Source organism: Sphingomonas sp. 179-I 2A4 NHS (assembly GCF_045369135.1).
Lineage (GTDB): Bacteria > Pseudomonadota > Alphaproteobacteria > Sphingomonadales > Sphingomonadaceae > Sphingomonas.
Map to the genome: position 1 here is coordinate 660,135 of NZ_JBIQFL010000001.1, position 24,073 is coordinate 684,207.

The following is a 24,073-nucleotide window of genomic DNA, read 5'->3' on the forward strand; positions in this document are numbered from 1 at the left end:
TCACGCCGATCCGCATCCCCCGAGGACGTGCACGCATGAAGTATCCGTTGCTCTCCGCTACTGCCTTGGCCGCGACGCTTGCGCTCGTGCCACTCAGCACGGGCGCGATGGCCGCGGTCGATTCCGGCGCCTATCGCGAGATGGAGCGCTTCATGGACGTCTACAATCGGGTGAAGGCCGATTACGTCGACAAGGTCACCGACGAGCAGCTGATCAAGGGCGCCATCGACGGCATGCTCTCGGCGCTCGATCCGCATTCCAGCTATGTTGACGCATCCGATTACGAGAATCTGCGCATCCAGACGGAGGGCAATTACGGCGGTCTGGGCCTCACCGTCTCGATGGAGGATGGCGCGGTGAAGGTGATCGCGCCGCAGGAGGATTCGCCCGCGTGGCGCGCCGGGATCAAGACCGGGGACTATATCACCCACATCGACGGCAAGCTGATCTACGGCGGGACGCTGGACGAGGCGGTCAGCCAGATGCGCGGCAAGCCGGGCACGAAGCTTGCCATCACCATCGTCCGCCCTGGCCGAGACAAGCCGATGGAGCTGTCGCTCACCCGCGAGGTGATCGTGCAGCGCCCGGTGAAGTGGGAAGTGAAGGGCGACGTCGGCTATATCAACATCAACACCTTCTCCGAGACGACCGGCGCCGACACCCGCGCTGCCGTCATGGCAATCGAGAAAGCACTCGGGCGCCGCCCGCTCGGCTATGTCATCGATCTGCGCTCGAACGGTGGCGGGCTGCTGACCCAGGCGATCGAGGTGTCCGACATCTTCCTCGAAGGCGGGGAGATCGTTTCGCAGCGCGGCCGCGGCAAGAACGATGTCGAACGTTATTATGCGAAGCCCGGCGATCTGGCGAAAGGCCTGCCGGTGATCGTGCTCACTGATCCGGGCACGGCGTCCGCGTCCGAGATCGTCGCCGGCGCGCTGCAGGACCACCACCGCGGCCTCGTCATGGGTGAACGCACCTTCGGCAAGGGATCGGTGCAGACGCTGCTGCAACTCGGGCCGACCACTGCGCTCCGCCTGACGACCGCGCGGTACTACACCCCGTCCGGCCGGTCGGTGCAGGAAGGCGGGATCGAGCCCGATATCCGCGTGCCGCAGATCAGCGATCCCGATTACAAGTCCCGCCCGGTGTTCCGCGAGGCTGACCTGCGCCGTCACCTGATCAACGAGGTGAAGGCCGACGACAAGATTCTCGAAGAGGATACCAAGGACGATCCGCGCTTCACCGCGACGCCCGAGGCGCTGGAGAAGCAGGGCATCGAGGACTTCCAGCTCTGGTATGCGCTGAAGACGATCGCGCGTATTGGTGGGCCGACGCAGGTGGCGGCGGTGACCGCATCGATGAAGAAGGAAGTCGCCGCCAAGTGACCGAGGCGCAATCGCGGGCGCGGCTGATCGCCCTTCTCCTCCCATTATTGCTGCTGGCCGGTGCCTGGGGATCGCAACTGATCGGCGGGCTCGTGCCGTGCGAGATGTGCCATTGGCAGCGCTGGCCGCATTACGGTGCCGTGGTCGCGGCGGCATTCGCGTTCATCGTGCCCGGGCGATCGAGCAAGGTGACAATGATCGCGGTCGCCGCGGTGCTGATCGCCATCTCCGGCCTGATCGGGGTGTTCCATGCCGGCGTCGAATATCATTGGTGGCAGGGCATCACCGCCTGCTCCACCATGGTGAGTGGCGACGGGATCTCGACCGACGAGATGCTGCGCCGGATCCTCGCAGCGCCGGTTATCCGGTGCGATGCGGCACAATGGACCTTGTTCGGCGTTTCCCTTGCAGGCTTCAACGCGATCCTGTCCCTTGGCGGTGCAGCGGTGATCGCCTGGCTGATCGGGAGAGCGAGATGAGCTGGAAACCGGGTGATCGCCGGCGCGACACGAAGTCCATGATCCGCGTCGACCAGGCGGGCGAGTATGGCGCCACGCGCATCTATGCCGGGCAGCTCGCGGTGATGGGCCACCGCTCGCCGATGGCGCGCGAGATCGCCGGCATGGCACTGCAGGAGGAGCGGCACCGCGCCTTCTTCGATCGAATGATTGCGGAGCGCGGCGTCCGCCCGACGCTGCTGCAGCCGATCTGGAAGGTCGCCGGCTTCGCGCTCGGCGCGGTGACTGCTGCGATGGGGCCCGAGGCGGCGATGGCCTGTACCGCAGCCGTCGAGACCGAGATCGACAAACATTATGCCGATCAACTCGTTGAACTCGGCAATGACGATCCCGAATTGAGCGGCGCCGTGCTCGAATTTCAGGCCGAGGAGCTGGAGCATCGCGACATCGCGCTGGCGAGCGGCGCAGAAAATGCCCGCGGTTACCCCCTGCTGTCGGCGGTGATCCGGCTCGGCTGCCGCGTGGCGATCGCCACCGCCAAGCGGGTGTGACGGAGTAGAAGGAATGCGACTGACACGATCGATCGTTCTCGCCATGCTGATCGCCGCCCCGGCAGCGGCGGCGCAGACGCCGGAGACTGAAACGGCACCCGTGAAGGCACCGAACGTCGTGATCGTTCCCCCGCCGGCGAAGGTTGCGCTGCCGGGTGCCCCGCGCGCCAGCCGCCAGACGGTTTCCACCGAAACCTCGCGCAACGCGCCGGTGAATGGCGTGCTGGTGCTCTACGGCAACGAACGCTGCCCGACGAACAACAACGGCGAGGAAATCGTCGTCTGCCAGCGCCGCAGCGCGCAGGAGCAGTTCCGCATCCCGCAGGAAGTCCGCACTTTCGAAGTGACGCCGGAGAACGAAACCTGGGCTGCCCGTGAGAAGGCCAATCAGGACGTCGGCGCCGTCGGCGTCGGATCCTGCTCGACGGTTGGTGCGGGGGGCCAGACCGGCTGCTTCGTGCAACAGGCCCGGCGCGCGCGTGCCGACGCACAGGCGCGCAAGAAGGCAGCGACGGTCGACCTCAGCAAGTACTGACGCGCGGGGCATCGTCCGTTCAGGAGGGCGATTGATCGGGGATCGGATTCCGGTCTAGCCTCGGTCCACGATCACGTGACTGGCGCATGCGCGGATCACCGCGGGGGAGCGTGCTCGATCGACGCCGCGCGCCTGGGCATGTCTTCAGCCGAAGGAGAGGCCCGATGCGTATCGCATTCCTGTTGTTTCCCAATGTCACGCAACTCGATCTGACCGGCCCGGCGCAGGTGCTCGCCCGCCTGGGAGGCAATTCGCGCCTCGATCTGGTGTGGAAGACGCTGGATCCGGTGCCGACCGATGCCGGCTTCTCGATCCTTCCCACCGCCACCTTCGACGATGTGGCATCGGCCGATATCCTGTGCGTTCCCGGCGGCGTGGGTGTGAATCGCGTGATCGCGGATGATGCGGCGATGGACTGGGTTGCGCGGATCGGCGGGGACGCTGGGTGGGTGACGAGCGTCTGCACCGGATCGCTGATCCTCGGCGCGGCCGGCCTGCTGCGCGGTTACCGCGCCACAAGCCACTGGGCGTGGCGGGAGCAGTTGGCGGCGTTTGGCGCCATTCCCGTTGCGGAGCGTGTGGTGGTGGATCGCAACCGCGTGACGGGCGGCGGTGTGACGGCGGGGATCGACTTTGGGCTGACGCTGACCAGCCTCATTCGTGGTGAGGATCACGCCCGGATGGTTCAGCTGAGCCTGGAATATGATCCCGCGCCGCCTTTCGATGCGGGCTCGCCGGAGCGGGCAGGGAAGGCGCTGGTGAACGCCTTCGAGCAGCGGATGGAGAAACTGGCGCCGGGCCGGCACGAGGAGCTTCGCGATCTGGCGAAACAGCGCGGCTTCTAAAGCGCGCCTCGGGCCGAAGGTGAAAAAGCAATCGGCCCGCCGGATCTCCGGCGGGCCGATGCGTCACGACTTAAAGATCGATCAGGATGCGGGTCGGATCCTCGATCGCGTTCTTCAGGGCGACGAGGAAGGTCACCGCCTCGCGGCCGTCGATCAGGCGGTGATCGTAGCTCAGCGCAAGGTACATCATCGGGCGCACCACGACCTGGCCGTCGCGGACGACCGGGCGCTCCTCGATGCGGTGGAGGCCGAGAACCGCCGACTGCGGAGGGTTGATGATCGGGGTCGACATCAGAGAGCCGAACACGCCGCCGTTGGAGATGGTGAAGGTGCCGCCCTTCATCTCGTCCATCTTCAGCGTGCCTTCCTTGGCGCGCTTGCCGAAGTCGCCGATCGTCTTCTCGATGCCGGCGACCGACAGGTCCTGCGCGTCACGGATGACCGGCACGACGAGGCCGTTGGGTGCCGAGACCGCGACCGAGATGTCGGCATAATCGTGATAGACGATCTCATCGCCCTCGATCGATGCGTTGACCGACGGGATGTCCTTCAGCGCCATGCAGGCGGCCTTCACGAAAAAGCCCATGAATCCGAGGCGAACGCCGTGCTTCTTCTCGAACAGGTCCTTGTACTTGGCGCGTGCCTCGATCACCGCGCTCATGTCGACGTCGTTGAACGTCGTCAGCATCGCGGCGGTGTTCTGGGCGTCCTTCAGGCGCTTGGCGATCGTCTGGCGCAGGCGCGTCATGCGCACGCGCTCTTCCTTGCGCCCACCCGAGGCGCTGACCGACGGGGTGGTCGGCGCGACCGTCGGCGCCGGGGCAGGGGCTGATGCCGGGCGCGAGGAGGCGGCGGTCGCCACGTCCTCCTTCGTGATGCGGCCGTCACGGCCGGTGCCGCGGATCGTCGCCGGATCGACTCCATGCTCCAGCACCGCGCGGCGCACCGAAGGGCTGAGTGCGGCCGGCGCATCGCTGCCGACCGGCGTCGCGCCGTGATTGCCATAGCCGCCGGCTGCAGGAGCAGGCTCGGACGGCGCCGTAGCCGGAGACGCGGTGACCGCAGGCTGTGCCGCCGGGGTGGCTGCCGGCGCGCCGTCGCCTGCCTCCACCGTGGCAAGCATCGCGCCGACCTCGACCGTGTCGCCAACGGCAACGGCGTGCTGGCCCATGATGCCGGCGACGGGGCTCGGAACTTCGACCGAAACCTTGTCCGTCTCCAGGCTGGCGATCGGCTCGTCAGCTTCGACCTTGTCGCCCGGCTGCTTCAGCCACTCGCCCAGCGTCGCTTCGGTGATCGATTCGCCCAGAGTGGGGACCAGAACTTCGGTTGCCATTCCCGTTTCCTTCCACCCCGCCAAAGACCGGGGCCCAGTTGCGCGGCGTTCGGTGAAGAACGCGATGCGTCGTTACATCTGTTCCGCGAACCGCCCCGGCGCGCCGCCGGGGCTGCCCGCGATGCTATTGGCTCAGCTCGCCGCCTTGCCAGCCTTCTTCGTCGTCTCCGCCGAGCGCGTGCGGCGGATTTCCTCACGCACATTGTGGCCGAGCGCATCCGCGATCAACGCACCTTGTTCGGCCTGGTGCCGCTTCATGAGGCCGGTTGCCGGCGATGCGGCGACCGCGCGGCCCGCATAGCGTGCCCGCTTGATCGCGCAGCCTGCCTGGGCCAGCGCTTCCTCGATGAACGGCTCGACGAAGAACCAATAGCCGTTGTTGCGCGGCTCTTCCTGCGCCCACACCACGTCTTCGAGGTTCGGCATCCGCGCGATGCGCTTGGCCAGTGCCTCGGTCGGGAAGGGATAGAGCTGCTCGACGCGAACGATCTGCGTGTTCTCGTCACCCGCTGCGTCGCGCGCCTCGATCAGGTCGTACGCCACCTTGCCGGTGCACAACACCAGCCGCTTGGTCGCCTCGTCCGGCGCGCCGTTCGTGTCCGACAGGATGCGGCGGAAGTGCGCGTCGCCGACGAAATCCTTGGCACTCGACACCGCCAGCTTGTGCCGCAGCAGCGACTTGGGCGTGAAGATGATCAGCGGCTTGCGGAACGTGCGGTGCATCTGCCGGCGCAGCAGGTGGAAATAGTTCGCCGGCGTAGTGCAGTTCGCGACCTGCATATTGTCCTGCGCGCACAGCTGGAGGAAGCGCTCCGGACGGGCCGAGCTATGCTCGGGGCCCTGGCCTTCGTAGCCGTGCGGCAACAGCATCACGAGGCCGTTGGCGCGCAGCCACTTGGCTTCGCCGCTCGCAATGAACTGGTCGATCATGATCTGCGCGCCGTTCACGAAGTCGCCGAACTGCGCTTCCCACAGCACCAGCGTCTTCGGGTCGGCGAGGGCGTAGCCATATTCGAAGCCAAGCACGCCATATTCGCTGAGCGGGCTGTCGAGCACCTCAAAACGGCCATGCTCCAGATTGTGGAGCGGCACGTATTTGCGCTCGTCATTCTGGTCGACCCAGACAGCGTGGCGCTGCGAGAAGGTGCCGCGGCCGGAGTCCTGACCCGACAGGCGCACCCCGAAGCCTTCCGACAAAAGCGAGCCGAAGGCCAAAGCCTCGCCGGTCGCCCAGTCGAAATTCTCGCCGGTCGCGAACATGTTGCGCTTGGCGTCGATCACGCGGGCCAGCGTCTTGTGGATCGCCAGGTCCTCGGGAACGGTCGTCAGCGTGCGGCCGATGGCGTCGAACAGCTTCTGCTCGATGCCGGTGTCGACACTGCGGCGTGCGTTCTCGGCGTCAGCCGGGGCGGACAGCCCGGACCAGCGGCCCGCGAACCAGTCGGCCTTGTTGGGCTTGTAGCTCGCACCCGCCTCGAACTCGCCTTCGAGCAGCGTGGTGAACTGCTTGACGTTCTCGTCGATCCACGCCTTGTCGACTACCTTCTGCTCGATCAGGCGCTTGCCATAGATCTCGCTCACCGGCGGGTGATTGCGGATCGCCTTGTACATCAGCGGCTGCGTGAAGCCCGGCTCGTCGCCCTCGTTGTGGCCGAACCGGCGGTAGCACCACATGTCGATCACGACATCGCGATGGAACTTCTGCCGGAACTCGATCGCCATCTTGGTGGCGAAGGTCACCGCTTCGGGATCGTCGCCATTGACGTGGAAGACCGGCGCCTGAACGCCCTTCGCGACATCCGACGGATAGGGCGAGGAGCGCGCGAACTGCGGGCTCGTCGTGAAGCCGATCTGGTTGTTGATGACGAAATGGACGCAGCCGCCGGTGTTGTAGCCGCGGATGCCGGAGAAGCCGAAGCACTCCCACACGATGCCCTGGCCGGCGAAGGCCGCGTCGCCATGGATCAGCACCGGCAGCGACTTGGAATGGGTCTCCAGGTCGTTGGCGATGGTCTGGATCGCGCGCGTCTTGCCCAGCACCACCGGATCCGCCGCCTCGAGATGCGACGGGTTGGCGACGAGCGACATGTGGACCTTGATCCCGTCGAACTCGCGGTCGGTGGAGGTGCCGAGGTGATATTTCACGTCACCCGAACCGCCAATGTCGTCCGGATTGGCGGAGCCGCCGGCAAACTCGTGGAAGATCACGCGCAGCGGCTTGCCCATGACGTTGGCGAGCACGTTCAGGCGGCCGCGGTGGGCCATGCCGAACACGATCTCGTTCACGCCGGCCGCGCCGCCGTACTTGATCACGCTTTCCAGTGCCGGGATCATCGATTCGCCGCCGTCGAGGCCGAAGCGCTTCGTGCCGACGTACTTGCGGCCGAGGAACTTCTCCCACTGCTCGGCCTCGATCACCTTGTTCAGGATCGCCTTCTTGCCCTGGGGCGTGAATTCGATCGCCTTGTCCTTGCCCTCCATGCGCTCCTGGAGGAAGCGGCGCTCCTCGACATCGGCGATGTGCATGTACTCAAGGCCGACGTTGCCGCAGTAATTGGCGCGCAGGATGTCGACGAGCTCGCGGATCGTCGCCCATTGCAGCCCCATCGTGCCGCCGAGGTATACCGGGCGATCGATGTCGGCGTCGGTGAAGCCGTGATATTCGGTGCGCAGGTCAGCCGGCAGCTCACGCGTGGCGTTCAGGCCCAGCGGATCGAGATTGGCGGCGAGGTGGCCGCGCACGCGGTACGTGCGCACCAGCAGCTGCGCGCGGATCGCATCACCCGCCGCGCGGACGATCTCGTCCTGCGACAGGGTGGGGGCGGGCGCCGCGGGGGCAGGTGCGGGCTTGCCCTTGGCCGGCTTGGGCGCCGGCTCCATCTGCGTCGGATCGAGCGCGGCGGTCAGATCGTCGGTGGTGGTCAGCGGCCAGCGATCGCTGCTCCAGCTGGGTCCCGAGGCGCCGCTTTCCAGGCCTTCGAAGAACCCCCGCCAGCCCGGCTCGACGCTGTCCGGCGATGTCTTGTAGCGCGCATAGAGCGCATCGATGAACGCCGGCGAGACGCCGCCTGCGATATCCGTGAAATCCTGGCCTTCGTAGCCCATTGCCGCCTCACTTTTCCCTCACGCCCGCGTCACGCGGGGCAAAGGGGTGCGCAGATCTTGGCCAGCGCGGCCTCGATCAGCCGGAGGAGGGGTAACCGGTTTCCGTGCGAAACCCGGATGAGCGCGACACCGCGCGACCCCGCTCCAAACTTCCGCCTAGGCAACGTGTCGCCCGGGCTTCGTATCCTCTCCCCGATAAGGGGAGAGGACATCAACGGTTCAACCCTTCAGCACTTCCAGCAGCGTGGAGCCGAGCTCGCTGGGGGAAGCCGCCACCTTGATGCCGGCCGCTTCCATCGCTGCGATCTTGTCCTCGGCGCCGCCCTGGCCGCCCGAGACGATCGCACCCGCGTGGCCCATGCGGCGCCCCGGAGGTGCCGTACGGCCCGCGATGAAGCCCGCCATCGGCTTCTTGCGGCCACGCTTCGCTTCGTCACGAAGGAACTGGGCTGCTTCTTCCTCGGCGCTGCCGCCGATTTCGCCGATCATGATGATGGATTCGGTCGCATCATCGGCGAGGAACAGTTCAAGCACGTCGATGAAATTCGTGCCGTTGACCGGATCGCCGCCGATGCCGACCGCGGTGGTCTGGCCAAGGCCGGCATTCGACGTCTGGAACACCGCCTCATAGGTCAGCGTGCCGGAGCGCGAGACGACGCCGACCGAGCCCTTCTTGAAGATGTTGCCCGGCATGATGCCGATCTTGCACTCGCCCGGCGTCAGCACGCCCGGGCAGTTCGGGCCGATAAGACGCGACTTGGAGCCGGACAGCGCGCGCTTCACGCGCACCATGTCGAGCACCGGGATGCCTTCGGTGATGCACACGATCAGGGGAACCTCGGCGTCGATCGCCTCGAGGATCGAGTCCGCGGCGAAGGGCGGCGGAACGTACACGACGGAGGCATCGGCGCCGGTCTTCTCGACGGCTTCGGCCACCGTATCGAACAGCGGCAGGCCAAGGTGGGTGCCACCGCCCTTGCCCGGGGTGACGCCGGCAACCATCTGCGTGCCGTAATCGAGCGCCGCCTGCGTGTGGAAGCTGCCCGTATTGCCGGTCATGCCCTGGGTGATGACCTTGGTGTTCTTGTCGACGAGAATGCTCATTGGCTCTCCAATCCAATCAACCGGAAAGCGGCAGGGCCACCTGGCCCCGCCGTTCCCGGATGCGCCATTCAGTTGTTATGCGAGGCTCTCGTCGATGCCCTTGCAGGCGACGAGCAGTTCCTTGACCGCATCGACCGAGACCTGAAGGTTCGCCTTCGCCTCGTCCGACAGCTTCACTTCCACGACCTTCTCGACGCCGCCGGCGCCGATCACGACGGGCACGCCCACGTACAGGTCATCAACGCCATACTGGCCGGTCAGGTGAGCCGCGGCCGGCAAGATGCGCTTCTGGTCGTAGAGATAGGCCTCTGCCATCGCGATGCCGCTGGTGGCGGGCGCATAATAGGCCGAACCGGTCTTCAGCAGGGCGACGATCTCGCCGCCGCCGCCGCGCGTGCGCTTGATGATCTCGTCCACCTTTTCCTTGGTGGAGAAACCCATCTCGATCAGATCGCTGACGGGGATGCCCGACACGGTCGAGTATTCGAGGACGGGGACCATCGTGTCGCCGTGGCCGCCCAGCACGAAGGTGTTCACGTCCTTGACGGAAACCTTGAACTCGTCGGCAAGGAAGTGGCTGAAGCGGGCCGAATCGAGCACGCCTGCCATGCCCACCACCTTGTTGTGCGGCAGGCCCGAGAATTCGCGCAGCGCCCAGACCATCGCGTCGAGCGGGTTGGTGATGCAGATCACGAATGCGTCGGGCGCGTTGTCACGAATGCCCTCGCCGACGGCCTTCATCACCTTCAGGTTGATGCCGAGCAGATCGTCGCGGCTCATGCCCGGCTTGCGGGCGACACCGGCGGTGACGATGATCACGTCGGCGCCAGCGATGTCCTTGTAATCGTTCGAGCCGATGATCTTGGCATCGAACCCTTCGACCGGGCCGCACTGCGACAGGTCAAGCGCCTTGCCCTGCGGCACGCCTTCGACCACGTCGAACAGAACGATGTCACCAAGCCCCTTCAGGGCAGCGAGGTGCGCGAGCGTGCCGCCGATATTGCCGGCGCCGATCAGCGCGATCTTCTTGCGGGCCATCCAATCCCCTTCCGTCGATACTGGGTCGTGATGGCTCGGTCGCGTACGCCGTTTGGGCGCAGCGGGCAACCCAATAAAGCCGAAGCGGGAAGATATTAAAGATAATCGTTCGCAATAGCAATAAGCGATTCAGCCCTCAGGACGTGCCGTGTCCCTGGGCGAGATAATCCTCGGATCGCATCTCCTCGAGGCGGCTCACGGTACGCTGGAACTCGAAGCGTCCGTCGCCTGCTGGGTAAAGTGCGTCGGGCTGCGCATCCGCCGCGGCCAGCAGCTTCACCTTATGTTCGTAAAGAGCGTCGATCAGGCTGACGAAGCGGGCGGCCTCGTTCCGGTTCTCCGGCCCAAGGATGGGGATGCCGACAAGGATCACCGTGTGAAAGCGCCGCGCAATGGCGAGATAGTCGGCACTGCCGCGTGCCTCGCCGCACAGCTTCTTGAAGCTGAAGACGGCGACGCCCTTCAACGACTTGGGGACGCGGAGCATGCGGCCCTGAACGATCATGTCCTCGCTCGGCACATGCGCGCGATCTTCCGGCGGATAGTCAGTCAGGCGGAAGAAGGCGGCGGAAAGCTGCGCCGTCGCCTCCGGACCGTTGGGGACGAGCCAGGTATCCTGCTGGCCCAGCCGATCGCGGCGGTAATCTACCGGGCCGTTCAGCGCGAGCACGTCCAGCCGCTCCTGGATCAGCGCGATGAAGGGCAGGAAGTGCTCGCGGTTGAGGCCATTCTTGTAGAGTTCGTTCGGCGCACGGTTGCTGGTCGTCACCACCGTCACGCCCGCCTCGATCATCGCGGTGAACAGGCGGGAAAGGATCATCGCGTCGGGCGAGTTGTTGACGATCATCTCGTCGAAGGCGAGCAGTTGCGCTTCCTCGGCCAAAGCAGCGGCGACGGGCAGGATGGGGTCACCCTGTTCCTTGCGCCGTTCCACCGCGATGCGGCCGTGCACCTCCAGCATGAACTCGCCGAAATGCACGCGGCGCTTCTTCGCGACCGTCACGTTGGCGAAGAACAGGTCCATCAGCATGGATTTGCCGCGGCCCACGTCGCCCCACATGTAGATGCCGCGCGGCGGAATTACCTTCTTGCGGAAGAAGCCGGTGGTGCGCGGGTTCTCCAGCTCGTGCGCGAGTGCGTCGAGCTTCGCCGCGGCCGCGGCCTGTTCGGGATCAGGGCGAAGCTCCCCGGCGGCGATCAGGGCTTCATAGGCGGAAAGAACAGCGGCCACGCAGATACTCCGGTCATCGTCGGATGTTGCTTGACCCTCAAATCATCCCGGTCTTCAGCCGGATCCATCGGTCGGCGGGCGGGCACGCCCGGTGCGAGGCCGCAATAGATGTGCGGCCGCATGGACCCGGCTGAACGCCGGGATTGGACGGGTGCGGCAGGACGCCGCCAACATCGTGTCACCGGCCCCGGTAGGCCAGAAGACGCCGCCACGACAAGCGCCAGCCGAGCCAGTCGGCGCGCCGACGGTGCATCAGCGCTTCGTCGGCTTCCGGATCGTGCCGGAGAATTCCGTGATCGGGCCATCGCCCTGCATCACCAGACCGCGCATGAACAGCAGCCGACCAGTCTCGCGCAGCAGCTCCACGCGGGCTTCCAGCGGCTCGCCGATCTTGCCGGCGCCAACGAAGTGGGTGTTGAGGTCAAGCGTCACCGCCGTACCCGCCTCGATCAGGCCGAAGCTGCGCGCGGCGGCGAACAGTGACACGTCGATGAATCCCAGCATCGCCCCGCCATGGACGTTGTTGCCAAGGTTCGAGTGGCGCCGCTCCGGCAGCATGCGGACGCGGCACATACCCTCCTCGACGCGCACCATCATGTCGCCGAGGAAGGTGTTGTAGCGATCGGAATTCTTCAGGCCCCAGCGCTTCCAGCCGGGATGATCCGGATGATCCTCGTAGAGGAACTCCGGCTTCGGTTCGGAGTCAACAGCCACTTGCGCCACACATTCTCCATTCGTGCCGAGCGAAGTCGAGACACGGGAAGCGCAGCGCTCGTGACCCCGTTCGTCGACTTCGCTCGAAACGAACGGGGGAGGGAATGGTGGAGCGCGTCAGAGAACGCGCTCGACCTCCATCTTCTTGATCTCGGCGATCGCCTTCGCCGGGTTCAGGCCCTTCGGGCAGGTGTTCGCGCAGTTCATGATCGTGTGGCAGCGATACAGGCGGAACGGATCCTCCAGGCTGTCGAGCCGCTCACCGGTCATCTCGTCACGGCTGTCGGCCAGCCAGCGATAGGCCTGGAGAAGGATTGCCGGGCCAAGGAACTTGTCCGAATTCCACCAATAGCTCGGGCACGAGGTCGAGCAGCAGGCGCACAGGATGCACTCGTACAGGCCGTCGAGCTTCGCGCGGTCTTCGGGCGACTGCAGCCGCTCCTTGCCGGCCGGCGGTGGCGTGACCGTCTTCAGCCACGGCTGGATCGAGGCATATTGCGCGTAGAAGTGCGTGAAGTCGGGGACGAGGTCCTTGATCACGTCCATCGCCGGCAGCGGGGTGATCTTCACCTCGCCCTTCACGTCCTCGATCGCGGTGGTGCACGCGAGGCCGTTCTTGCCGTCGATGTTCATCGAGCAGGAACCGCAAATGCCCTCACGGCACGAACGGCGGAACGTCAGCGACGAGTCCTGCTCGCTCTTGATCTTGATCAGCGCGTCGAGAACCATCGGGCCGCACTCGTCGAGATTCACCTCGAACGTGTCGTAACGCGGGTTCTCGCCGCTGTCCGGATCGTAGCGGTAGATCTTGAAGTTGCGCATCGTCCCGCCCGGCTCGGGCGAAGGGATCTTGCGCCCTCCCTTGATCTTGCTGTTCGCCGGCAGGGTGAATTCGGCCATTTTCCGTTCCCGCTTCAGTCGGTTGGTGACTGGGAACGAAGGCCGCTCCAGTCGAGGTTGCGCGTCAGATACATAACACCGGCCAAGGCCGCAAACAGAAGCAGCGATCCGATGAGCAGCGAATACGCCTCCAGGCTCAGCAGCACGTAGAGCAGGGCATAGAGCGCGGCCAGAAGCGCCGCGATATAGCCGCCCCGACGCCAGCTGCGCAGCACCGCGGCGGAATAGGCCGCCAAGAGGGCGATGATCGCGCCGGCAGCGACGATATAGGCCGCGGCAAAGCCGATCACCTCGGCAAAGGCGAGCAGCAGGACGAAGAACAGCACCAGCCCGGCGCCGACCAGGAGATACTCCACCGTTGCCACGCGCACGCCGCCGATCACGTCGAACATGAGGAAGGCGACGAAGGTGAAGCCGATGAACAGAAAGCCGTATTTCACCGATCGGTTGACCTGGCTGTAGAGATCGACCGGCGAGATCAGATCCACCCGCGCCTCATAGTCGCCGGCCGGAATGGCGGTAATGTAGCGATCCGTTACATCCGGGCGCGACTCGGGCACGACATCGCCCGAGGAGACGAGGCTGCGGCCAAGCGCGAGGTTGCCGACCCGCCACGTTGCCGAGAAGCCCTTCTCGCTTACCTTCTGCGCGGTCGGCAGGAAGCCGCCCTGGAAGCTCGGGTGCGGCCATGCCGACGTCACCTGCCAGCGTGTGTCGCCCGCCTGCGGCGCAAGCGCCAGCCAGCCGTTGCCGCGGAAACTGTAGCGGAAGCTCACCGTCATCGGCCGGCTCTGGATCGTGCCCGCATCCAGCCAGGTGAAGAAGCCGGAGCCGTTCGTCGCCGGCGTCCCCTTGCCGGGCTGCAACGCCAGCTGGCGACCGTCAGCGGTTACCTCGGGCGGCTTGCCGAACAGCCCGCGGGCATCCTTCAGCCCGAAGCGAAGCTCCGCGCGGTCATAGGCCAGCCGGTCCGCCGTAATCCCGAACCGGGCGAGATCGCTTGGCAGCCGGAAGCGCACCATGCCGCTGGCCAGTGCCTCGAACAGCACCGCTTCATAGATCGAGCGACGCCGGCGTTCGGGGGTCAGTTGCGTCTTGAGATCGGCCACCTCGGGCGCCAGCGTCAACTCGCGCCACACCATGCTGGTGCGCACCACCTGTCGCCCGCCCTCGTTGACGGTCTCGGTCGTCTCCGCCTGATAGGGGAGGATCAGAACCGGCCCGGCGATCGTTTGCGGCCCTCCCCATCCGGCAGCGATCGAGGCGCGCGCCGTGTTCGACTGCTCCTGCCGATCGTATACGAGCAGGTAGACGGCGAAGAGCGGGATCGCGAGCAGCAGGGCGATTAGGATCGCCATTCCCAGCTTGCGCCCCGGGGTCGGGCCTTCGATCCTCAAGCAGCACCTCGTTTCGGCTTTTCTGCCGCCTTGGTGCCGCAGCCGTCAGATGATGTCGAGGATCAGCCCAAGGTTACGGGCTTCCTCCGCCTCGATATACCAGTTGGACGGCGCCTTGGCGCGAAGTTCGTCGAGCGACACGTTGGTGCCCTCAACCAGCGCCGCGAAACCCTCGTCCTGGATGCGGATCGAATCCTGGATCTCGTTCAGCTTGGCCAGCAGCACCGGCGCCAGCGTGTTGAGCGGGCCGGAAAGCTGGACGGTGGAGTTCATGATCCGCTCGTGGATCATCAGCCGACTGCCGCGCGTCAGGAAGCGCTTGTCGGCAGGGAAGGCGGACATGAAGGTCGCCCCCGCCGAATAGACCGCCACCTTTCCCAGGAACAGCGTCTCGCGGCCGGTATATTCCCGCAGCATCCGGATCGTATCGCCCATTGCGCGGGCCATTTCCGGGTCACCGCCCAAGGTTGTGATCGAGACGACGAGCGGCCCGTTGCCGGAAGCGTTGGCAAGCTGATCCTTGAAATTGTTGTACATCATGTCGTCAACCGTCCCGTGCAGCTGGATCTGCGGGTTGGCGAGCAGCGGATAATTGATGGCGTTGTTGTTGGTCATGGCGCGCCGAACCACGGGCGGGGGAAGACAGTTCCGGTGCCGCGTTAATATATGTGTCGCCGCCTCGGGCCGTCGCCGGCGCTACCCGCGAAACCCTTCAGCTGGATTGCTCAGCGCCCCGCTTTCGCCGTGGTCAGAACGGCGTTTGCCGGACGCCCCACCGGCGCACTCGCCACCCGCGGCGCGCGCGCGTCCAGCGCTGCCAGCCAGCGTGCGGCGCCGGCACCGATCGAAACCTGCGGCTCGGAAGGTTCGAGCCGCCCGTCACGCTCCCAGCTCGCGATCGTCTTCACCGCCTCGTCCGCCGCCGCCGCGAGCGGCTGCGGCTTGCGCAGCGCGTGATTGACCAGCGCGTCGCCGAAGAACGTCCAGTCATTGTCGGCCTGGCAACCGAACGAGGTCTTGGTCGACGATGCGGCGGTCACGATCGCGGTCGTGTCGCTCGACAGCAGCGGCACGAACACGCCCGCGTAGCAGGCGCTGATCAGGATCAGCCGGTTACGGATGCCCAGTTGCGACAGCGTGGTCCACAGCCGCGTCGGCGAGATCGCGCCAAATCCCTGGTCCGCATCATTGTAGACGATGCCGAAGCGCGCGCCGTGGCTGGTGGTGTAGAGCACCAGCACATCCTCGACCGGATCCATCAACTCCGCGACCCGGGCCAGCGCCATGTCGATATTGGCGGGCGATCCCATCGGCAGGTTGCTGTCGGCACTGCCGTCAGTGCCGGCCAGCACGATGGTGCGGCCCTCGGCGCCATAGCGCTGTGCGAGCACGCGGCCCGCCTCGCGTGCCTCGCGACCAAAGACAGGGTCACTGTCCAGCGCCGCCGCGACAACATAGGCATCCACTGTCCCGCGCCGCTGCGGCTGGATCTTGGCCAGTGTCGTTGCCAGCCGGCGATGCTCGGCCAGCAGCCAGGCGGCCGAACGGTCATGCTCGATCGCGCCCCCTTGGTCGGCCAACTGAACCAGTTCCGTTTCCCCGCCACGCGCGACAAGGGGAACGGGGCGGGTGTGTTGCGGTGGCTGATACGTCTGCGCCGGGGCCATGCCGGCGACCGTGGCAAGCAGCAGCGTGATCAGCTTCTTCATCAGCCCGCATCTCACGATTGCTTTTGGCCGCTGTCAATCACTTGATACTTGTCGCGCGCCTCGCCAAGACTTTGGTTCAGGGGAGAGTGGCCGTGATCGAGTTCTTTTTCGACTGTTCGAGCCCGTGGACTTGGCTCGGCCTCGAAAGCATCCAGCCGCTGGCAGAAGGATTGGGCGCGGAGATCGTGTGGCGGCCGATCTTGGTCGGCGGCGTGTTCAATGCAGTCAATGCAAGCGTCTATGAAGGCCGCAGGAACCCGGTTCCCGCCAAGGCACGCTACATGCAAAAGGACCTTGCGGATTGGGCGCGGCTGCAAGGCCTCACGATCAACTTTCCGCCCGCCGTCTTCCCGGTGAACAGCGTCAAGGTGATGCGCGCCTGTTGCTGGCTGGGGCAGGATTGCGTGTCGTTCGCGCGCGCCGCTTTCCACGCTTATTGGACGGAGAACCGCGACATCTCGCAGGATCCGGTGATCGCCGACGTGGCGGGGCGCGCCGGTGTGGATGCCGATGCGCTGTTTGCGGCCATTGCGGGGGAGGGGCCCCGGGCAATGCTGCGCGCGAACACGGACGAGCTGATCGCGCGCGGCGGGTTCGGATCGCCCACCATCTTCGTCGGCGGTGACGACATGTATTTCGGCAATGATCGGATACCGCTGGTCCGTGCGGCGATCCTGGCTCAGCGATCCGCCTGAGTCTCCAGCCATGCCAGCGTCAGCGTGTCACCGCGCCGCGTGGTGCCTTCCTCCGCCGCTACCCCGGCATTCGACAGCCGCTCCATCGCCGTGGCGACCGCCTCGGCCGGCCCGGACACGGTCAGCGCGCGGCCTAGCCGATGCGCGGCCCAGATGGCGTCGTCGAGCGCCTTGGCATCGGGCCCATCCTCACCAATCGGCACCGGCGGAAGCGTTCCGTCCGGCGGCGTCAGCTCGACGCTCCAGCCCGGCACCGCAGCTTCGGCGCGCTGTTCAATCGCGCGATAGGTGGCGAACCCGGCGCCGGGCAGGGCGGCCGGGCGGGCGGTGGCGCGCTTGAGCACCGGATCGGCTATGACGTTCGTTTCCGGCACGCCGACGATAAGCCCGATGCGCTCGGCAACGGCGTTGCGATCGTTGCGCGCCGCGGAGCTGGCGCCGGCACCGCCCTGCGCGGCCGCGATCTGCGCCGCTTCGCCCGCGCCGCTTTCCATGCCCACCCGGATCTGGTCGACGTGAAGGTCGAGCGGGATGCTCACCGAGCGCTTGGCCAGCGCGACGGCCGCGGCATCCGCCCCCGGCACGACCTTGGATGTCAGCACGATGGCGCGAACCACTGCCGGCGTGCGATCGAAATTGATGTCGAGCTGGCTGATCCGGGCGTCGCGCTCGAACGGCTGCAGCACCGCGTCGCGGATCTGCCGCCGGGCAAGGCTCTCCACCGCAATCTGCTTCAGTGCCAGGCCCAGCGGGATCGCCAGCGCCGCGAGGCCGACGATGATCAGCAGGCCCTGGAGCCGCGTCTGCGCCGGGGACAGGTGCGCGCCGAAGCCATAGAGCCGTGCCACCGTCGCCGCGGTCAGCGCGATGGTGATGAGGTTGGTGAGGAACAGCAGCAGCGATCCGCCCAGCACCGTCCAGTTCTGCGTCGCAAGGCCAAAGCCGACCACCGCGAGCGGCGGCATCAGCGCGATGGCGATCGCAACGCCGACGACCGTGGTCGAACGCTCGCGGATCAGGGCATAGCCGCCGGCGACCGCGGAGAGCAGCGCGACGAGCAGGTCGAACAGGTTTGGCCGCGTGCGGATCGCGATCTCGCTGGTTACCGTCTGGATCGGGGAGACCGCCACGAAGGCAGCGGATAGGGCGACCGCGATCAGCGAGCCGAGCAGCAATGCCCAGCCGGCACGCTTGATCTCGTTCAGGTCGAAGGTCGCAATGCCGAAGCCGAGGCCGATGATCGGCATCATCAGCGGCGAGATCAGCATCGCGCCGATCAGCACTGCGCTCGACGGCAGCAGCAGGCCGAGGATCGAGATCCCCGCGGAGATCACGATCGCGAACAGATATGCGCCGCTCCAGCCGGATTCGGCGGAGATTTTGGTGATGACGGCTTCGTGGTGGACGTCGCCCACCACGCGCGATCGCCACCAGCGGGCGATCACATGAGCACGTCCGGGGCGCACCGGCGCCCCGGAGAGAGCATCATTCACCGCGATCAGTACACCCGCTTCTTCGGCTTGATGTACTCGGCGTCATCGGTGAGCGTGTAATCGTGCACCGGACGGTAATCGAGCGAGCAGCTGCCGCCCTTGCCGCCCCAGCCATCGAAGGTCGCGATGGTGTGCTTCATCCAGTTCACGTCGTCGCGCTCGGGATAATCCTCGTGCATGTGCGCGCCGCGGCTTTCCTTGCGGTTCTCCGCACCGCGCATCGTCACGACCGCCTGGCTGATGAGGTTGTCCAGCTCGAGCGTCTCGACGAGGTCGGTGTTCCAGATCAGCGAGCGATCCTTGATGCCGACGTCTTCCATCGACTTGTAGATCGCGTCGATCTTGGTGACGCCCTCGGCCAGGAGCTCGCTGTCGCGGAACACTGCGGCATGGCGCTGCATCGTCTTCTGCATCTCGGCGCGGATCTTCGCCGTGGGCGAACCGCCGGTCGAATTGCGGAAATGATCGAGCCGGCCAAGCGCCATTTCTTCCGAGCCCTTGGGCAGCGGATTGTGCGGCGTGTTCGGCTTCAGCGTTTCCTTGAGGCGCAGGCCCGTCGCACGGCCGAACACCACAAGGTCGATCAGCGAGTTGGAGCCGAGGCGGTTCGCGCCGTGCACCGACACGCAGGCTGCCTCGCCGACCGCGAACAGGCCGGGGACGACCGCGTCCGGATCACCGTCCTTCAGCTGGACGACTTCGCCGTGATAGTTCGTCGGGATACCGCCCATGTTGTAGTGGACGGTCGGCGTGACGGGGAGCGGCTGGCGGGTGAGGTCCACGCCGGCGAAGATCTTGCCCGTCTCGGTAATGCCCGGCAGGCGTTCCGCCAAGACCTTCGGATCGATGTGATCGAGGTGAAGGAAGATGTGGTCCTTGTCCTTGCCGACACCGCGGCCCTCGCGCATTTCCGCCGCCATCGACCGGGACACGACGTCACGCGAGGCAAGGTCCTTCGCGCTGGGCGCGTAACGCTCCATGAAGCGCTCGCCCTCGGAATTGGTGAGGTAGCCGCCTTCGCCGCGTGCACCCTCGGTGATGAGGACGCCCGCGCCGTAGATGCCGGTCGGGTGGAACTGCACGAATTCCATGTCCTGCAGCGGGAGCCCGGCACGCAGCGCCATGCCGTTGCCGTCGCCGGTGCAGGTGTGCGCCGACGTCGCCGACTGGTACACGCGGCCACCGCCGCCCGTCGCCAGCACCACCGCATGGGCACGGAAGCGATGGATCTGCCCCGTTTCCATGTTGAGCGCGATCACGCCGCGGCACGCACCGTTCTCCATGATGAGATCGAGCGCGAAAAATTCGATGTAGAAGTCCGCGTCATACTTCAGCGACTGCTGGTACAACGCGTGGAGCATGGCGTGGCCGGTACGGTCGGCGGCGGCGCAGGTGCGCTGCACCGGCGGGCCTTCGCCCATGTTCTGCATGTGGCCGCCGAACGGACGCTGGTAGATCGTCCCGTCCTCGTTGCGGCTGAACGGCACGCCGGCGTGCTCCAGCTCGTACACCGCGGCCGGGGCCTCACGCACCATATATTCGATCGCGTCCTGATCGCCGAGCCAGTCGGAACCCTTGACGGTATCGTACATGTGCCAGGACCAGTGATCCGGCGAGTTGTTGCCGAGGCTCGCCGCGATGCCGCCCTGCGCCGCCACGGTGTGGCTGCGGGTGGGGAACACCTTGGTGATGCAGGCGGTCTTGAGGCCAGCCTCGGCGATGCCCATCGTGGCGCGCAGGCCAGAGCCGCCGGCGCCGACGACGACCGCGTCATAGGTATGATCGATGATCTGGTAAGCGGCGGGCATCAATTTGCTCCGAAGGCGATCTTCAGGATCGCGAAGATGGCGGTGCCGGCGATCGCGGCAACGAACAGGTTCAGCACCACCATGGCGGCGACGCGGCGCTCGTGGCGCTGATAATCCTCGATCACCACCTGAAGGCCGATGCGGAAGTGGTAGAAAACCGAGATGACGAGCAGCATCATGGGGATCGCGACCCAGGCCGACGACATCCACTCGCGCATCGTCCCGAAGTCATAGGCCGGACGGCGCGCGAGCGAGATCATCAGCCAGCTCATCAGCAGGATGTTCGATCCCGCGGTGATCTTCTGGTGCCACCAATGATGCGCGCCTTCATGCGCGCTGCCGAGGCCGCGGACGCGGCCGATCGAGGTTCCCGTACCCATTACTTGGTCCCCACGTAGAGCCAGAAGGCGAGCGTCAGGATGGTCGAGCCGACGAAGGTCAGCAGCGCGAGTCGCCGGTTCAGCGTCAGCTCGAACGCCGCGCCGGTGTCGAGCACGAGGTGGCGGATGCCGCTCATCATGTGCTGGAACAGCGACCAGGTGAGGCCAACGCCGACCACCCAACCCAGGATGTTGAGCCGCCCGTCGGACAGCGTGAACACGTCGACGAAGGTCGCATATGCCTCGGCGCCGGACGCCAGCGCGACCAGGAACCAGACCAGCAGCATCGCGCCGACCGTCGCCATGCCGCTGCCGGTGGCGCGGTGGAGGATCGACACGGTCATCGCGGGGCTCCAGTGATAATGGAGCGCGAGCGGGCCGCTGAAGAGGTGAGGGCTTCTCGGGCGGGCGGGTTTGGAGGCCAAAGCGTGGTTTCCTGCGGTGAGCCGACGGATCGGCGCGGTCTATGAGGCGCAGCCTTCGATGATGCAAGCGCGAGGGGCTTACTGCGAATCGCTTGCAGCACCGCACCTAACCGGGGCTTAACCACTAAGCGCGTAATGCGTCCCCGACACCAACGGGGAGCGCACCACCTTGCAAGAAGATCTGCCAGTTCTCGGCGCCATCGCTCGCGACGTCGATCTGGAGACGCGGCTCAGGGTGTTCGACTTCGACGGGTCGCTGGAAAGCGCCAGCCGGGAAGTCTGGGCGCTGCTCGAACCGGAGGTCCGCGACGTCTCCGAGGCCTATTGGCAGCAATGGCTGCGCTGCTTCAACGATCAGCGCAGTTGGGCACCGGCTGAAACCGACAAGATGATCGATCTTGGCTGCGTCTTCCTGCGCAACCGCTTTCTCGACACCGCCGGCCGCGCCTGGGTCGAATCGGTCGAGCGTTCGGTCGCCGCGGCTTATGCCGCCGGGGTGTCACCGATGGCGCTCCTGTCGATGATCAGCGCGAGCGACCGAGCGGCGCTTGGCGTGCTCCTGCGCCGCGTTGCCCCGGGTGATGCGCGCCTGCCGGTGATGATCGAGACGCTGATGCGGCTCTCGGCGCTGGAGGGGGAGCTGACCGCGGCGATCTACAACGAATATCTCATGCACAGTGCGCGATCCTTCCGCGATCGGCTGGCGGTCGATTTCCGCAACGGCATCGCCGCCACGGTCGAGGAAGCGACCGCTGAGGGCGGCGACTTGCGCATCCAGGCGTCGGGCGCCTCGTCCTCCGCCCGCGGCGTGCTGGGCAAGGCGAGCGAAGTGGCCGCCGCGGCCGAGCAATCGGCGGTGGCGATGCGCGATGCCGCCTCCACTGCAGCCGGCCTCATCCGTGCGATCGAGGATGCCCGCGCCGAAGTGGAAGCCGCGGCCGAGATCGCGACGCGCGCGGCGGGCCAGGCGGAGCAGGCCGTCGGCGTCAGCGAGGCGCTGAGTGATCATGCCAAGTCGATCGAATCGATCCTCGGCCTCATTCGCGCCATTGCCGGCCAGACCAACCTCCTCGCGCTCAACGCCACGATCGAGGCGGCGCGGGCAGGGGATGCCGGCCGCGGCTTCGCCGTTGTCGCGCAGGAGGTGAAGAGCCTCGCCAACCAGACGGCACGCGCGACCGATGACATCGCCGCCAAGATCACCGCGATCCAGACGGCGACTCGCGTGACGGTGGATTCAAGCGCCGGCATCCGCACCACCATCGGGGAGGTGCAGGAGTCCGCCACCCGCATCCGCCACGCGATGGAGGTACAGGCACAGACGGTCACTGCGATCACTGCCGCAGTGGACGAGACCGCGCTTGCCGCCGACTCGATGTCCGGCACGATCGCGGCGATCCATGCCGATACCGAGGCGGTCGCCGGCGAAATCGATTCGCTTGGTGCCGGGTTCGACCGGCTCGCCGGGCGGCTTGGCCTTCTCAACGGCAGTGCCGGGGAGTTCGCCGCGCGCGTCGCGGCCTGAGGATAAGGGTAAGCGCCCGTCAGCGGCGCGAGGGAGGAGAGGATCATGGCGCAGCAGACGAGCACGACCCCCGGGGAATGGGGCGGGCGTGCCCGGCCGATCGCGGCGCATGTCGGCGAATACAATTGGGACGATGCAATCGGCCCCGGCGCGGCAGAGATTGACGCGCTGCTGACAGCGTCGGATTGCGAGACCATCGCGTCTGCCTTCTGGGACCATTATCTGTCCCTGCCGGCGACGCAGCATATCGCTGCCATGCTCGACGGGTCCGCGCGCCGGCGGCAGATCGAGCGCAGCGCGCACTATATGCGCATCAAACATGCCGCGCCCTTCGATGAGGCGTGGAAGGCGGCAGCGATCAAGCATGCCGAGATGACGCGCAAGGGCGGCGTGCCGCTGGCGGCGCTCACGGCCGCGCTCGCTTTCTCCCATGCCCGTACGCTCACTATCCTTGAAGCGCGCGTCGAGGGCGATGTCACGCGGATGCGGCGGCTGGCGGACGTCGTTCAGCGGCTCGCGCTGATCGAGGCGGACGTGATGGCCGCGCATCTTGCGCGAAGCGATCGTGCACGGGTGAGCGAGCAACGCGCCGCCCACGCAGAGGCCTTTCGGGAGCATATCGCCGGTGCCATCGACGGTGCCGCCTCGCTCGGCCAGCATCTGCGCACCCAGGCGAGCAGCGCCGCGCGCTCGGCGAGCGCCATGATCGGGCGGGGCGCCGAAGTCGCCGCCGCCGCCGAACAGACCGCGGCCGCGATGCGCGATGCCGCGTCCACCGCTGCGGGCCTGATCCGTGCGATCGAGGATGCGCGGTCGGAAGTGGAAAGCGCGGCCGAGGTCGCGATCCGCGCGTCGCAACAGGCAGATCGCGCGGTGGGCGTCAGCGAAGCGCTCAGTGCCCATGCCAAATCGATCGAATCGATCCTGGGCCTCATTCGCGACATTGCCGGGCAGACGAACCTCCTCGCGCTGAACGCCACGATCGAGGCTGCCCGCGCTGGTGATGCGGGGCGCGGCTTCGCGGTGGTGGCGCAGGAAGTGAAGAGCCTCGCCAACCAGACCGCGCGTGCCACCGATGACATCGCGGCGCAGATCAATGCGATCCAGTCGGCCGCCAGCGTAACGGTCGAGGCGAGCACCGGCATCCGCGCGACTGTGGGAGAGGTGCAGACCTCCGCCACCAGGATCCGCCACGCGATGGAGGTTCAGGCCCAGACGGTGACCGCGATTACCGCCGCGATCGACGAGACGGCGATGGCCGCGGATGCAACCGCGGGGAACATGACGGCGATCATGCACGAGGGGCAGGCATTCGCGCGCGACTATGATCGCCTGAGCAGCGAGTTCGTCGCGGTCGACGAGCGGCTCGTGGCGCTGCGCTCGGCGGCGGAGGATTTCAGCGCGAAGGTGGCCTGATCGCGGGTGGCGCGCTCGCACGC

General features: G+C 66.4%; 22 protein-coding genes and 1 riboswitch. Of the genes, 8 read left to right on the forward strand and 14 right to left on the reverse strand.

What is annotated here, in order from left to right; genetic code table 11:
- Positions 1-35 precede the first annotated feature (35 nt).
- The 5 genes from ACH0CP_RS03035 (at position 36) to ACH0CP_RS03055 (ending at position 3,774) form a co-directional block, all read left to right on the forward strand.
- A complete protein-coding gene (locus ACH0CP_RS03035; protein WP_294442860.1) occupies positions 36-1,385 on the forward strand; it encodes a S41 family peptidase in 1,350 nt (449 codons plus the stop codon).
- Complete coding sequence (locus ACH0CP_RS03040) at positions 1,382-1,864, forward strand: disulfide bond formation protein B (RefSeq protein WP_294442859.1); 483 nt, start codon at positions 1,382-1,384, stop codon at positions 1,862-1,864. Before ACH0CP_RS03035 ends, ACH0CP_RS03040 begins: the two co-directional genes overlap by 4 nt.
- The gene (locus ACH0CP_RS03045) at positions 1,861-2,394 is read left to right on the forward strand and encodes a demethoxyubiquinone hydroxylase family protein (protein ID WP_294442858.1); all 534 of its coding nucleotides are present in this window, start codon (positions 1,861-1,863) and stop codon (positions 2,392-2,394) included. Before ACH0CP_RS03040 ends, ACH0CP_RS03045 begins: the two co-directional genes overlap by 4 nt.
- A 13-nt stretch (positions 2,395-2,407) precedes the next feature.
- Positions 2,408-2,929: a hypothetical protein gene (locus tag ACH0CP_RS03050; RefSeq protein WP_294442857.1), complete on the forward strand. Its 522-nt coding sequence runs from the start codon at positions 2,408-2,410 to the stop codon at positions 2,927-2,929.
- A gap of 65 nt (positions 2,930-2,994) precedes the next feature.
- A riboswitch (ZMP/ZTP riboswitch) is annotated at positions 2,995-3,074 on the forward strand.
- 19 nt (positions 3,075-3,093) lie between these two features.
- Complete coding sequence (locus ACH0CP_RS03055; RefSeq protein ID WP_294442856.1) at positions 3,094-3,774, forward strand: DJ-1/PfpI family protein; 681 nt, start codon at positions 3,094-3,096, stop codon at positions 3,772-3,774.
- A gap of 70 nt (positions 3,775-3,844) precedes the next feature.
- On the opposite strand, the gene odhB is transcribed toward ACH0CP_RS03055, so the two are convergent.
- The 10 genes from odhB to ACH0CP_RS03105 all read right to left on the reverse strand — a co-directional run bounded on the left by odhB (position 3,845) and on the right by ACH0CP_RS03105 (position 16,308).
- On the reverse strand, positions 3,845-5,110 hold the full coding sequence (odhB, locus tag ACH0CP_RS03060; RefSeq protein ID WP_406875360.1) for a 2-oxoglutarate dehydrogenase complex dihydrolipoyllysine-residue succinyltransferase: 1,266 nt from the start codon (positions 5,108-5,110) through the stop codon (positions 3,845-3,847).
- 132 nt (positions 5,111-5,242) lie between these two features.
- Positions 5,243-8,215, reverse strand: coding sequence for a 2-oxoglutarate dehydrogenase E1 component (locus tag ACH0CP_RS03065; protein ID WP_406875359.1), 2,973 nt, complete (start codon positions 8,213-8,215; stop codon positions 5,243-5,245).
- A gap of 219 nt (positions 8,216-8,434) precedes the next feature.
- Entirely contained in the window at positions 8,435-9,319 is an 885-nt protein-coding gene (gene sucD, locus ACH0CP_RS03070) for a succinate--CoA ligase subunit alpha (RefSeq protein WP_294444196.1), read from the reverse strand.
- A 75-nt stretch (positions 9,320-9,394) separates the two neighbouring features.
- Positions 9,395-10,357 (reverse strand): malate dehydrogenase, encoded by a 963-nt coding sequence (mdh, locus tag ACH0CP_RS03075; protein WP_227770666.1) that lies wholly within the window; start codon positions 10,355-10,357, stop codon positions 9,395-9,397.
- Between the two features lie 136 nt (positions 10,358-10,493).
- Positions 10,494-11,588 (reverse strand): cell division protein ZapE, encoded by a 1,095-nt coding sequence (gene zapE / locus ACH0CP_RS03080; protein ID WP_294444195.1) that lies wholly within the window; start codon positions 11,586-11,588, stop codon positions 10,494-10,496.
- Positions 11,589-11,840: 252 nt separating this feature from the next.
- Positions 11,841-12,302, reverse strand: a complete 462-nt coding sequence (locus tag ACH0CP_RS03085; protein WP_294444194.1) for a PaaI family thioesterase — start codon at positions 12,300-12,302, stop codon at positions 11,841-11,843.
- Between the two features lie 117 nt (positions 12,303-12,419).
- Complete coding sequence (locus ACH0CP_RS03090; protein WP_294444193.1) at positions 12,420-13,202, reverse strand: succinate dehydrogenase iron-sulfur subunit; 783 nt, start codon at positions 13,200-13,202, stop codon at positions 12,420-12,422.
- Positions 13,203-13,216: 14 nt separating this feature from the next.
- A complete protein-coding gene (gene creD, locus ACH0CP_RS03095; RefSeq protein WP_406888531.1) occupies positions 13,217-14,599 on the reverse strand; it encodes a cell envelope integrity protein CreD in 1,383 nt (460 codons plus the stop codon).
- Between the two features lie 45 nt (positions 14,600-14,644).
- On the reverse strand, positions 14,645-15,214 hold the full coding sequence (locus tag ACH0CP_RS03100; protein WP_294444191.1) for a ClpP family protease: 570 nt from the start codon (positions 15,212-15,214) through the stop codon (positions 14,645-14,647).
- A gap of 110 nt (positions 15,215-15,324) precedes the next feature.
- The gene (locus ACH0CP_RS03105; RefSeq protein WP_294444190.1) at positions 15,325-16,308 is read right to left on the reverse strand and encodes a C13 family peptidase; all 984 of its coding nucleotides are present in this window, start codon (positions 16,306-16,308) and stop codon (positions 15,325-15,327) included.
- A 92-nt stretch (positions 16,309-16,400) separates the two neighbouring features.
- Here ACH0CP_RS03105 and ACH0CP_RS03110 point away from each other — a divergent pair, with 92 nt between their 5' ends.
- Positions 16,401-17,003, forward strand: coding sequence for a 2-hydroxychromene-2-carboxylate isomerase (locus ACH0CP_RS03110; RefSeq protein ID WP_294444189.1), 603 nt, complete (start codon positions 16,401-16,403; stop codon positions 17,001-17,003).
- Here ACH0CP_RS03110 and ACH0CP_RS03115 read toward each other — a convergent pair.
- Genes ACH0CP_RS03115 through sdhC form a run of 4 tightly spaced genes read right to left on the reverse strand, consistent with a single transcriptional unit; the run spans position 16,988 to position 21,109 of the window.
- Positions 16,988-18,469 (reverse strand): DUF389 domain-containing protein, encoded by a 1,482-nt coding sequence (locus tag ACH0CP_RS03115; protein WP_294444188.1) that lies wholly within the window; start codon positions 18,467-18,469, stop codon positions 16,988-16,990. The two genes, ACH0CP_RS03110 and ACH0CP_RS03115, sit on opposite strands and share 16 nt — an antisense overlap.
- Before the next feature lie 32 nt (positions 18,470-18,501).
- Positions 18,502-20,304 (reverse strand): succinate dehydrogenase flavoprotein subunit, encoded by a 1,803-nt coding sequence (gene sdhA / locus ACH0CP_RS03120; RefSeq protein WP_136451411.1) that lies wholly within the window; start codon positions 20,302-20,304, stop codon positions 18,502-18,504.
- Positions 20,304-20,684, reverse strand: a complete 381-nt coding sequence (sdhD, locus tag ACH0CP_RS03125) for a succinate dehydrogenase, hydrophobic membrane anchor protein (protein WP_294444186.1) — start codon at positions 20,682-20,684, stop codon at positions 20,304-20,306. The genes sdhA and sdhD overlap by 1 nt, the downstream gene beginning before the upstream one ends.
- Positions 20,684-21,109 carry a succinate dehydrogenase, cytochrome b556 subunit gene (sdhC, locus tag ACH0CP_RS03130; RefSeq protein WP_294444185.1) on the reverse strand — a complete coding sequence of 142 codons (426 nt, stop codon included), beginning with the start codon at positions 21,107-21,109 and terminating at the stop codon, positions 20,684-20,686. Before sdhC ends, sdhD begins: the two co-directional genes overlap by 1 nt.
- 169 nt (positions 21,110-21,278) lie before the next feature.
- On the opposite strand from sdhC, the gene ACH0CP_RS03135 reads away from it, so the two are divergent.
- Together ACH0CP_RS03135 and ACH0CP_RS03140 are read left to right on the forward strand one after the other, a co-directional pair.
- Positions 21,279-22,634 carry a methyl-accepting chemotaxis protein gene (locus ACH0CP_RS03135; RefSeq protein WP_294444184.1) on the forward strand — a complete coding sequence of 452 codons (1,356 nt, stop codon included), beginning with the start codon at positions 21,279-21,281 and terminating at the stop codon, positions 22,632-22,634.
- A gap of 45 nt (positions 22,635-22,679) precedes the next feature.
- Positions 22,680-24,050 (forward strand): methyl-accepting chemotaxis protein, encoded by a 1,371-nt coding sequence (locus ACH0CP_RS03140; RefSeq protein ID WP_294444183.1) that lies wholly within the window; start codon positions 22,680-22,682, stop codon positions 24,048-24,050.
- Positions 24,051-24,073: the final 23 nt, after the last annotated feature.